At 44.8% G+C, this 11,481-nt stretch carries 15 protein-coding genes; 10 read left to right on the forward strand and 5 right to left on the reverse strand.

Features of this window, described 5'->3' with window-relative positions:
• The 4 genes from NWP22_RS10365 to NWP22_RS10380 all read right to left on the reverse strand — a co-directional run.
• On the reverse strand, positions 1–789 hold a 789-nt coding region (locus NWP22_RS10365), incomplete at its 3' end, for a helix-hairpin-helix domain-containing protein (RefSeq protein ID WP_425332612.1).
• 19 nt (positions 790–808) lie between these two features.
• Positions 809–1,729: a PP2C family serine/threonine-protein phosphatase gene (locus NWP22_RS10370; protein ID WP_342393872.1), complete on the reverse strand. Its 921-nt coding sequence runs from the start codon at positions 1,727–1,729 to the stop codon at positions 809–811.
• A gap of 161 nt (positions 1,730–1,890) precedes the next feature.
• Entirely contained in the window at positions 1,891–2,544 is a 654-nt protein-coding gene (locus NWP22_RS10375) for a vWA domain-containing protein (protein WP_280801844.1), read from the reverse strand.
• A gap of 209 nt (positions 2,545–2,753) precedes the next feature.
• On the reverse strand, positions 2,754–2,903 hold the full coding sequence (locus NWP22_RS10380) for a hypothetical protein (RefSeq protein ID WP_271732557.1): 150 nt from the start codon (positions 2,901–2,903) through the stop codon (positions 2,754–2,756).
• A 44-nt stretch (positions 2,904–2,947) separates the two neighbouring features.
• Here NWP22_RS10380 and NWP22_RS10385 point away from each other — a divergent pair, with 44 nt between their 5' ends.
• From NWP22_RS10385 to NWP22_RS10430, 10 genes are all read left to right on the forward strand, one after another.
• Complete coding sequence (locus NWP22_RS10385; protein ID WP_280801845.1) at positions 2,948–3,694, forward strand: Uma2 family endonuclease; 747 nt, start codon at positions 2,948–2,950, stop codon at positions 3,692–3,694.
• A 45-nt stretch (positions 3,695–3,739) separates the two neighbouring features.
• Positions 3,740–4,921 carry a class I SAM-dependent methyltransferase gene (locus NWP22_RS10390; protein WP_280801846.1) on the forward strand — a complete coding sequence of 394 codons (1,182 nt, stop codon included), beginning with the start codon at positions 3,740–3,742 and terminating at the stop codon, positions 4,919–4,921.
• 209 nt (positions 4,922–5,130) lie between these two features.
• Positions 5,131–5,571 (forward strand): ATP synthase subunit I, encoded by a 441-nt coding sequence (locus tag NWP22_RS10395; RefSeq protein WP_271732561.1) that lies wholly within the window; start codon positions 5,131–5,133, stop codon positions 5,569–5,571.
• A gap of 102 nt (positions 5,572–5,673) precedes the next feature.
• Positions 5,674–6,426, forward strand: coding sequence for a F0F1 ATP synthase subunit A (gene atpB, locus NWP22_RS10400; RefSeq protein ID WP_271732563.1), 753 nt, complete (start codon positions 5,674–5,676; stop codon positions 6,424–6,426).
• A gap of 99 nt (positions 6,427–6,525) precedes the next feature.
• Complete coding sequence (gene atpE / locus NWP22_RS10405; protein ID WP_271732565.1) at positions 6,526–6,771, forward strand: ATP synthase F0 subunit C; 246 nt, start codon at positions 6,526–6,528, stop codon at positions 6,769–6,771.
• 121 nt (positions 6,772–6,892) lie between these two features.
• Positions 6,893–7,384, forward strand: coding sequence for a F0F1 ATP synthase subunit B' (locus NWP22_RS10410; protein WP_271732567.1), 492 nt, complete (start codon positions 6,893–6,895; stop codon positions 7,382–7,384).
• Between the two features lie 131 nt (positions 7,385–7,515).
• Complete coding sequence (locus NWP22_RS10415) at positions 7,516–8,079, forward strand: F0F1 ATP synthase subunit B (RefSeq protein WP_280801847.1); 564 nt, start codon at positions 7,516–7,518, stop codon at positions 8,077–8,079.
• The gene (atpH, locus tag NWP22_RS10420; RefSeq protein WP_271732571.1) at positions 8,076–8,630 is read left to right on the forward strand and encodes an ATP synthase F1 subunit delta; all 555 of its coding nucleotides are present in this window, start codon (positions 8,076–8,078) and stop codon (positions 8,628–8,630) included. Before NWP22_RS10415 ends, atpH begins: the two co-directional genes overlap by 4 nt.
• A gap of 95 nt (positions 8,631–8,725) precedes the next feature.
• Positions 8,726–10,246: a F0F1 ATP synthase subunit alpha gene (gene atpA, locus NWP22_RS10425; RefSeq protein WP_271732573.1), complete on the forward strand. Its 1,521-nt coding sequence runs from the start codon at positions 8,726–8,728 to the stop codon at positions 10,244–10,246.
• Positions 10,247–10,325: 79 nt separating this feature from the next.
• A complete protein-coding gene (locus NWP22_RS10430) occupies positions 10,326–11,273 on the forward strand; it encodes a F0F1 ATP synthase subunit gamma (protein WP_271732574.1) in 948 nt (315 codons plus the stop codon).
• Between the two features lie 7 nt (positions 11,274–11,280).
• Here the strand turns inward: NWP22_RS10430 and NWP22_RS10435 are convergent.
• On the reverse strand, positions 11,281–11,481 hold a 201-nt coding region (locus NWP22_RS10435; RefSeq protein ID WP_280801848.1), incomplete at its 5' end, for a hypothetical protein.

Here is an 11,481-nt window from a genome sequence, read left to right on the forward strand (position 1 = left end):
GGGTATGGTTCTATCTACAGGTTCCAGTAACTGATGGTGAGAATATAGCCATATACCCTGACGGATATAATCACCAGGTTCTGGCGGTTCCCCTGCACCTTTCCACCTCCCCGCATATGGACTCTGACCACTGAATAATAAATGATATACAATCATCCCCAAGCGAAATCGGTCATGGATTTCCGTTTGCTCAATGGTTGCAAAGTCCTGACCAATTAACTCCGGTGGTGTGTACTCAGGGGTTCCCACCAAACAACGGTAAACTTTACCAGTTTGAGGATGACGCACCTGAAAAGAATCTGTATCAATAATTGAAGGTAAAGCCCGATCATTGACTAAAATATTTTGCGGCTTAATATCACCTAACACATACCCTTTATCGTGTAATGCCCCTATAATTGACACAATATTCAGGGCTGTGTAGTGGAAAAACCGCCAGTCAGCCGGTAGTTTACATACTTTGTTGCGACGTGTGGGGTTGTAAACATCATAAATTTCTTCCCCTCCCCGAATTTCCTCCATTAAAAAGCCCACCAAATTACCCTGAGCATTTTTGAGGACTGACCGAGGCCAAGCGAAAGAAATATGACTGATGTGGCGATTTGGATCAGGGGGTGGATAGTCGATCATCACCGCCAACTTTTGCATTCGTTCCGGTGTGGACTGGTGATAAATTTTAGCTAAATAACCACTGTGATCAGTGCGCCAAACCTTAGCCTCACCACTATTAGCCAGTTCAGTCAGGAGATTAATTGATTTACCGGTACTAACACAAGTCAAAAGGGTCATAAAAACTCGTAATTTACTGTTAATTTTGTGGGTATTTTGTTTTACCCCACCCTAACCCTCCCCTTACAAGGGGATTAAGAAGGGTAAAAATCTGAGGTAAACAACCCCGACGAGAAGACTGGATTTTGTTGTCCTGAGAAGGGGGGATTAAGGGGGGTAAAACCACCTCCGATGATTGCCAAATAGACAACAGCACAGTTTTATCATCACTAGTGCGCCTATTTAGGGCTTCCGATTGGAGAAAGTTAACTAAATACTCATCTTCCTGATTTGGGTCGGTGGTGGTTTGTAAGTATGTTTCCAATGGTTGAAAAAATCGTGGAAAAGGTTGGCAATCTTTCAAGGTAATTGCCACATTTTCCAGTCCATCTGTAGCAGCTGCAATAAACTCTGGGGATGGTATTACCTTGACTTGCATTTCCTCTAGTGCATGACTACAGGTAACAAAAGTGGTTTCATTGACAAATTCACCTTTATGGGGGTTAAACAACAGTTGATAATCTGGGGAATTTTGAGGACGCACCACCATTAACCCATCCCCAATTTGCATAGCTACCAACCGTTTAGGAGTGGCGATAAAAATCAAAAGTGTACAAGCTAAATCTTTGATATCACAGTTATTTTGCTCTGCTGTTCTTCCTAATTGTGCAATTACTTCCTGCACAATTTTGGTAAACATTTGTTTGCTTTTTTCTTCCGGCGATGGGGGGGATAATTTTTTCTGCTCAGACTTGTGAAAATTTCTCGCAAACCAATCAATTACGGTATTTACCGCTAATTCAGAACCCACATGAGAATATTTAGCACTCCCCGCCCCATCAGCTACCACACCTACAATGACATCCCCAAAGAGGCGATAATCCCCATAATCTTGACAAGGTATGTTTTCTTGTCTGTGACTAGTTCCCACCTCAGACCGAGAAATTGCTTTCCAACCCACAATTAACCCTCAAATATTTAACTGTTATTTAACTTTCATTCAACTGTTACAGCAGTTTCTACCTAGATAAAATACAGATATTAAGTGTAAAAATATTGTGGGGTGGGCATCTTGCCCAACTGTACCTTACTCAGATGAAATCTGCTGTATTTAACTGTTATTTAACTTTGAATTTGACCCCATCCCGCGGCGGGTAATGCCACAGTTTCACCCACTTTGCTCTGGGAAATTCGTTTCATGGAAGCAGAAAGCCACACAAACAAGGAACCAAAATCTAAACCATTCAGTTTCAACGGGGGACGCTCTGGGGTAATTTGTTTCAAGGTCTCAAAATCAGCACCTTCTACACCAACGGCAAAAAAGGATAATTTACGATTAACCTCAGCATCCTTTAACCTGTGTGCTGCATAGGTCCAATCATCTGTGGGCGCTCCGTCTGTAATTAAAAATACCCAAGGGCGATAGTAGGAAACACCATGGCTTTTATATGCTTGCTTGCGTTGTTCCAACAAATCCAAACCATATTCAATGGCCTCACCCATGGGGGTTAAACCCTCTGCTCTTAACTGCGGGGGTGTAAAACCGGTGATACTCACAAAGTCCTGTGTCAGCCGCACCGGTCCAAAGGTGACAATAGCCACATCTACACTCATTGATGCTTGTCCATCTTTGAGCACATCAGCTTGAAAGGTAGCAAGACCTCTATTTAACTCTTCAATGGGTCTGCCTGACATGGAGCCAGATACATCAAGTAATAGTACCACAGGGCAGCGATTTTCTGGGTTATCAGCAAATTCAGGCATTCCTAAAGCCATTGAGATACTCCTAGTGTAGTGTCTTCCAATACTTAATACTTAATTAAGATTGTATGACAATTTTAGCTTTTAGTGTAGGAGTTAACTTAAATTTTTTTACCAGAACTGTGTAAACTCTGTAAGAGGTTGTTTGATAAGTTTTTCATAGGGAACAGGGAACAGGGAACACACCGAACACACACAAAACAATAAAATCAAATCCCCTCCCCTTACAAGCAGAGGGTTAGGGTGGGGTCAATATTTGATACACTATTCATGATAATGATAACTTTTAAAACATCCTGTAAATATTCTCCCAATAGATTATTTACACTTCCCTCGGTCAGGCGATCGCCTAGCCATGATTTAACCCTGATCATTCAAGTTCAGTAATTCCGTCAGCAGCACAGGAGAGTAAATGAAGATGCATCAAACAGACTCGCCCTTACCTCCGCAAGAAACATTACCAACTATGTATGATTTACCAAGCGAAAATCAGGAGGAGCCGGGTTTGCCAGACGAGTTTCACCTTTTACAATCTGAATTACTGCGCAGCACCTTTCGCCCCCCTAGTTATCCAGAAGATAATATTTTTACAGCCAGCGATTTAAACTTATACTACCACCCCCTACATAGCCAATGGTATAAACGCCCAGACTGGTTTGCTGTTTTGGGGGTATCGCGGTTTCATCACCAAACAGACCTACGGTTAAGTTATGTGACTTGGCAGGAGGGAACTAATCCTTTTGTGGTAGTTGAACTCATATCACCAGGTACGGAAGCAGAAGATTTAGGACCCAGATCACAGGTCAACCAACCACCTAATAAATGGTCAGTGTATGAGCAAATTTTGAGAGTCCCCTATTATTTTGTCTTCAACCGTTATACTAACGAGTTGCAATGTTTTGGGTTAATGATGAACCGCTATCAACCTCTAGCTATGAATGGGGGAGGGCTATGGTTAGAAGAACCAGAACTGGGTTTAGGATTGTGGGAGGGAGAATACCAGGGGTTAACCAGATTGTGGTTACGTTGGTATGATCGGGATAATAATTGGATACCTACACCCGCAGAACAGGAAAAACAACGGGCTGATTCCGCTGAGTCACGACTGGCTAGGTTGTACCAACTGATACAAACTCAAGGAATTGGTTTACCTGATGATGAATAATTCTCCCAATCAGCTAAACTCAAAAATGCTGCGTTTTTCCTGATTATGTCCGACTCCCAAACTGTTAGTACTGCTGTTGCTAAACTCTACGATACTTATCCCTTCCCCCCAGAACCCATATTAGATGAACCACCCCCTGGGTATAATTGGCGCTGGAATTGGTCAGCTGCTTACAATTTCTGCACGGGACGTAAACCAGTAAAGCAAAATATCCGCATTTTAGATGCGGGTTGTGGTTCCGGTGTGGGGACAGAATATTTAGTACACCTCAACCCCCAAGCTCAGGTGGTGGGTATTGATTTAAGTGCTGGTACTTTGGAAGTGGCTAAAAAACGCTGTCAAAGTTCCGGCGCTGACCGGGTGGAGTTTCATCACTTGAGCTTGTATGATGTGGCACAGTTACCCGGTGAGTTTGATTTGATTAACTGTGTGGGGGTGTTGCATCATTTACCTGACCCCGTTCGCGGTCTCCAAGCTTTAGCCACAAAACTCGCCCCCGGTGGACTGATGCACATTTTTGTCTATGGGGAGTTGGGACGTTGGGAAATTCAACTCATGCAAAAGGCGATCGCCCTGGTTCAAGGTGAGAAAAAAGGCGATTACCGTGATGGGGTACAAGTGGGGCGACAAATATTCGCCGCTTTACCAGAAAATAACCGAATTGTCAAGCGGGAAAAACAACTCTGGTCATTAGAGAACCACAAGGATGAATGTTTTGCGGATATGTACCTTCATCCCCAGGAGATTGATTACAACATTGATACACTATTTGAATTAATTGATGCTTCTGGTTTAGAGTTTACCGGTTTTTCTAATCCAGGATTTTGGCAGTTAGATAGACTCTTAGCCAAAGCTCCAGATATTATCCAACGGGTACAAAGTTTGAGCGATCGCCAAAAATACCGCCTGATAGAATTACTAGACCCAGAAGTTACCCATTATGAATTTTTCCTCAGTCGTCCCCCCCTAGTCAAATCCGACTGGTCAGAGGATAACTCAATCTTACAAGCCACTCCCGAACTTAACCCTTGTCTTGATGGATTCCCAAGTAAATGTATATTTAATTACAACTATCAAGTAATAAACCTGTCAGACCCAGAGTTAGAATTTCTGCAAAACTGTGATGGTAACTTAACCGTGGGGGAAATTTTAGCCACAGTGGAAATCACCTTAAAACAAATCAGGACACTCCTGGAACAACAGGTAATTATATTAACACCACTTTAATTAAAGCAGTAATTTTAGTCCTGTTACAGTACCATGAATGTGAAAAAAAAGCAATAAACATCAACAAGACATAGCGGGACTTCTACCCCCAGTCTGATCATGACAAGAAGTTAATTGTTTTTTTCTAAAGTATTGTTACCTGATCGTGATATGATTCAGCTGACTGAATGTGCAGTCATTACAAGTTAGCTGTACTGGTTTCAAGTCTCGTGAGCTTGTCTGAAGATTCAATTGACCCCACTGCGACAACACAACAAGATGGGAAATCTGGTTTTGAGGACACAGAACCAGCCAACTCTTCCATGGCAGAGTTTTATCGACTCTATCAGGAACTGTTGCTCATCACACTTGCCTTAACGGGGATAATTTTTGTCTCTGTGTGGATTGGCTATTCTCTTAACATTGCCCTGAATTATTTGTTAGGGGCGTGCGCAGGTGTGCTTTACTTGAAAATGTTGTCCAGAGATGTTGAGCGTTTAGGTCGAGAAAAACAGTCCCTGAGTAAAACCCGGCTAGCACTACTAGTCATCCTAATCTTGCTAGCATCGCGGTTAAACCAACTCCAAATACTCCCCATCTTCTTGGGGTTTCTCACCTACAAAGCCACACTCATCATCTACGTCATCAAAACGGCTTTTGTCTCCGACTAGCCAGAGTCACAAAAAACCAAACCGCGTCAGGGACATCCCCACCGCAAAAACAAGCTACTCCTATCCAACAAAGACAGGAGAACCCATTGATATGCAAAGAAAATGCTCAATTTTCTGAACCCCTACACCTTCCCCCTCGCGGAACTGGAAGTAGGAAAACATCTATACTGGCAAATAGGCAACCTCAAGCTGCACGGTCAGGTTTTTCTCACCTCATGGTTTGTGATTGGCGTCCTGGTGCTAGCCTCCCTCGCAGCAAGCAGTAACATCAAAAGAATCCCCAGCGGTATCCAAAACCTCATGGAATACGCCCTCGAATTTATTCGAGACCTAGCGAAAAACCAAATAGGTGAAAAAGAATATCGCCCCTGGGTACCCTTTGTTGGCACCTTGTTCTTATTCATCTTCGTCTCAAATTGGTCAGGAGCCTTAGTTCCATTCAAATTGATTCACTTACCAGAAGGTGAACTAACAGCACCCACCAGCGACATCAACACCACAGTCGCCTTAGCACTGCTCACATCCCTAGCATATTTTTATGCAGGATTCAGCAAAAAAGGCTTGGGGTACTTTGGCAACTACGTACAACCAGTATCGTTCATGTTGCCATTCAAAATTATCGAAGATTTCACCAAACCCCTGTCCCTCAGCTTCCGGTTATTCGGTAACATTTTGGCTGATGAACTGGTGGTTGGTGTGTTGGTACTACTAGTACCCCTATTTGTACCCTTACCAGTAATGGCTTTGGGGCTATTCACTAGCGCCATTCAAGCGCTCATCTTCGCCACCCTAGCGGCCGCCTACATCGGCGAAGCTATGGAAGACCACCACGGCGAAGAACACGAGGGACATTAAAAACCCTCAAACATCAATCTGTCAGTTTGTTGCTTGTAATAACTAACAGACGACAACATCTAGACCCATTCAAACCCATAAAGTAAGGAAAAAAATATCATGGATTCATTAGTTGCTGCCGCTTCCGTCCTAGCTGCTGCTCTCGCTGTTGGTTTAGCTGCAATCGGACCTGGTATTGGTCAAGGTAACGCTGCTGGACAAGCGGTAGAAGGTATAGCCCGTCAGCCAGAAGCAGAAGGCAAAATCCGCGGCACATTACTACTGAGCTTGGCATTCATGGAAGCTCTAACCATCTACGGACTAGTAGTAGCTCTAGTACTATTGTTTGCTAACCCCTTCTCATAATCAGTACTAAATCTTAAGTACTGAGTGCTGAGTACTGAGTCAAAGCCAAGTTAAACACCTTTAACTCACAGCTGAACAACTCAGGACTCAGGACTAATATATTAGAGAGAAAATAGCAACCATGACACACTGGATCTCATTATTAGCAGTAGAAGAACTGGCCAAAGAAGGGGGACTGTTTGACCTAGACGCCACCCTTCCCTTAATGGCAATTCAATTTCTAATTCTAGCCCTACTCCTAAACGCAACACTCTACAAGCCCCTGGGTAACGCCATTGATGGCCGGAATGACTACATCCGCAACAATCAACTAGAAGCACAGGAACGCTTATCTAAAACCGAGAAACTAGCAGAGCAATATGAACAAGCTCTAGCGGGTGCTAGAAAAGAAGCACAGAAAATTATTGCGGATGCTCAAACAGAGGCACAAAAAATTGCAGCCGAGAAAATAGCGGCAGTGCAACGACAAGCCCAAGTAGAGAAAGAACAAGCAGCCAGTCAAATTGAGCAGCAAAAACAAGAAGCCTTCGCTTCATTAGAGCAACAAGTAGACACCCTCAGCCGCCAAATACTAGAAAAGCTCCTAGGAGCAGACCTAGTTAGTCGCAGCTAAGGAAAAATCAACTTGGAATCATTAACTGACATAAAAGACACCCCCGCCCTTAGAAACCGGAAGGCTGAAGGTGTCTAATTAAGGATGTCAGTAATCTTAAACCTTGGCAGCGCCGTTGTGGATGAAAAATCATGGGGACTTTTTTACCGTTGATGGCGGAAGCGATCGCCGTCGGAACTGACCTAACAGAGGCAAGTGAACATAGTGGTTTTAGTCTAAATACTAATATATTTGACACAAACCTAATTAACCTTGCCATTATTATTACAGTGCTGTTAGTTTTCGGACGCAAAGTACTAGGTACAACCCTAAAAACTCGTCGCGACAACATCGAAACAGCAATTAAAAACGCCGAGCAACGCGCCGCTCAAGCAGCGCAGCAACTCAAACAAGCACAGCAGAACCTAGAAGCAGCCCAAGCAGAAGCGCAAAGAATCAAACAAGCCGCTCAAGCCACCGCCCAAGCGGCGGGAGAGGCGATATTAGCTCAAGCGGCTATAGATATTGAACGCCTACAAGCAGCAGGAGCAGCAGACCTCAACGCAGACCTGAACAAAGCGATCGCCCAGTTACAGCAACGGGTAGTTGCTCAAGCACTGCAAAAAGTTGAATCAGAACTTAAAAGCGGTATAGCTCAAGAGACGCAGACAATCTTGATTGACCGCAGCATTGCCCAACTAGGAGGCGAAGCATGACCAGTAAAATAGCTACAGACGAAATAGCCAGCCCTTATTCCCAAGCTCTTCTATCCCTAGCCCAATCAAAAAACTTCACAGAAGAGATTGGCGCAGATGCACGCAGCTTATTAGCCCTATTCCAGGAAAATCAGGACCTACAGAACTTCATTGCTAACCCCTTTATTAAAGGCGAAAACAAAAAAGTTCTGATTAGACAAATACTTGGCGAAAGTGGTAACCCCTACCTACGTAACTTCCTGTTGTTACTAGTAGACAAACGCCGCATAGCCTTTCTGGAAGCAGTATTAAACCAGTACTTGGTTTTACTGCGACAACTAAATCAAACAGCGCTAGCAGAAGTAATCTCAGCAGTTCCCCTGAGTGAAGCTCAACAGCAAGCAGTAGTAGAAAAAGTTCTCAGCATCACCAACGCCCGCCAAGTGGAGCTACAAACCAAAATAGATAGCGACTTAATTGGTGGTGTAATCATTAAAGTCGGTTCCCAAGTAATTGATGCTAGCCTCCGCGGTCAGTTGCGCCGTCTTTCTTTGCGCTTAACTGGTAATTAGTCACGCATCGTTCACCGTTGACAGTTCACCGTTAACCGCAAAACACAGTCAACAGTCAATCGTCAACCAACCACCAAACAAAACAATATAGACTTATGAGTATTTCAATTAGACCGGACGAAATCAGCAGCATTATTCAGCAGCAAATCGAGCAATACGACCAAGAGGTTAAGGTTGCTAATGTTGGTACAGTTCTTCAAGTAGGTGACGGTATCGCCCGCATCTATGGACTAGAAAAAGCCATGGCTGGGGAACTCCTGGAATTTGAAGATGGTACCGTAGGTATCGCCCAAAACTTAGAAGAAGACAACGTGGGCGCTGTGCTTATGGGTCAAGGGCTGAATATCCAAGAGGGTAGCTCTGTGACCGCCACCGGGAGAATTGCTCAGGTTCCCGTAGGTGAAGCCATGATTGGCCGCGTAGTCAACGCTTTGGGTCTTCCCATCGACGGGAAGGGAGATATTAACACCACCGAAACTCGGTTAATTGAATCCCCAGCCCCCGGTATCATCGCCCGTCGGTCTGTACATGAACCCATGCAAACCGGTATCACCGCTATTGACTCTATGATTCCTGTGGGTCGGGGTCAACGGGAATTAATCATTGGTGACCGTCAAACAGGTAAAACGGCGATCGCCATCGACACCATCATCAACCAAAAATCAGAAGATGTAATTTGTGTCTATGTAGCCATCGGTCAAAAAGCCTCCACTGTAGCTAACGTCGTCCAAACCCTGCAAGAAAAAGGCGCAATGGACTACACCGTAGTCGTCGCCGCCAACGCCAGCGACCCCGCTACCCTGCAATACCTCGCCCCCTACACAGGAGCCACCATAGCCGAGTACTTCATGTACAAAGGTAAAGCCACCTTAGTAGTCTATGATGACCTATCTAAGCAAGCCCAAGCCTATCGCCAAATGTCCCTCCTGCTCCGTCGTCCACCCGGACGGGAAGCATACCCTGGTGATGTATTCTACATCCACTCCCGCCTATTAGAACGCGCAGCTAAACTCAGCGACGAGTTAGGTAAGGGTAGTATGACTGCTCTCCCCATTATTGAAACTCAAGCTGGTGACGTTTCTGCATATATCCCCACCAATGTAATTTCTATTACAGATGGTCAGATATTCTTGTCTTCAGATTTATTCAACGCCGGGATTCGTCCCGCAGTTAACCCCGGTATCTCTGTATCCCGCGTTGGTTCCGCCGCCCAAACCAAAGCCATGAAAAAGGTTGCCGGTAAGGTTAAATTGGAATTAGCCCAGTTTGACGACCTCCAAGCCTTCGCTCAGTTTGCTTCTGACTTAGACAAAGCCACCCAAGACCAACTAGCACGGGGTGCAAGATTACGGGAACTACTCAAACAGCCCCAAAATGCTCCTCTGTCTGTATACGAACAGGTAGCAATTCTATATGCTGGTATTAATGGTTATCTAGATGATATCCCCACAGAGAAAGTAACTAGCTTTACCAAGGGACTCAGAGAATACCTGAAGACAGGTAAACCTGAGTATACTGAAGCAGTCAGCACCAAAAAGGCACTAGGTGACGAGGAAGAAACCGCCCTCAAAGCTGCGCTGCTTGAATATAAGAAGACCTTCCAAGCAACAGCGTAATGGGTTCACTATTGACCTTTTTACTGTGTAAAAAGTCAATAGTTACCCGTCAACCGTCAACCGTCAACCGTCAACCAACATGCCCAATCTCAAAGCAATACGCGATCGCATTCAGTCGGTCAAAAACACTAAAAAAATCACAGAAGCCATGCGACTCGTAGCAGCTGCTAGAGTCCGTCGCGCCCAAGAACAAGTCACCGCCACCCGTCCCTTCGCTGACCGCCTTGCACAGGTGTTGTATGGTTTGCAAACCCGTCTCCGGTTTGAAGACGTAGACCTACCCCTACTCAAAAAACGGGAAGTTAAAACCGTAGGACTATTAGTAATTGCCGGCGATCGCGGTTTATGTGGCGGTTACAATACTAATATTATCCGTCGGGCAGAAAACCGTGCTAAGGAACTGCAAGGGTCAGGTGTAAGTTACAAGTATGTCTTGGTAGGACGTAAAGCCATTCAGTATTTCCAACGGCGCTCACAACCTATTGATGGGACTTACACGGGCTTGGAACAAATTCCTACAGCAGCAGAAGCTACAGAAATTGGTGACCAACTGCTTTCTTTATTTCTTTCCGAAAGTGTTGACAGGATAGAATTAATCTATACCAGGTTTGTCTCTTTGGTTAGCTCCCGTCCTGTGGTTCAAACTTTGTTACCTTTAGACCCTCAAGGTTTGGAAGCGCCAGATGATGAAATTTTCCGCCTCACTACCCGTGGGGGTCAGTTTGAGGTAGAACGGCAAAGGGTAACTAGCCAAGTTCGTCCCCTACCACGGGATATGATTTTTGAGCAAGACCCTGTACAAATTCTGGATTCTTTATTACCCTTGTATCTGAGTAATCAGCTATTGCGCGCTCTGCAAGAGTCCGCAGCTAGTGAGTTAGCCGCCCGGATGACGGCGATGAATAATGCTAGTGACAACGCCGGGGAGTTGATTAAAACTCTTTCCTTGTCCTACAACAAAGCTAGACAAGCGGCTATTACCCAAGAGCTTTTAGAAGTTGTCGGTGGTGCCGAGGCATTAAGTTAACGGGTTTCTAATTGTCGCCGGCAGCAATCTGGCATACTAGTAGAGACGTTCTCGGGAATGTCTCTACATTAATCTTAATTCCCAACTTTCCTGTTTCCTGTTCCCTGTTTCCTGTTTCCTGTTCCCTGTTCCCTGTTCCCTGTTCCCTGTTCCCTGTTCCCTGTTCCCTGTTCCATGTTCCCTGTTCCCTGTTCCCTGTTCCCTGTTC

The sequence above is a fragment of the Anabaenopsis tanganyikae CS-531 genome, assembly GCF_029891675.1.
GTDB classification, from domain to species: Bacteria; Cyanobacteriota; Cyanobacteriia; order Cyanobacteriales; family Nostocaceae; genus Anabaenopsis; species Anabaenopsis arnoldii.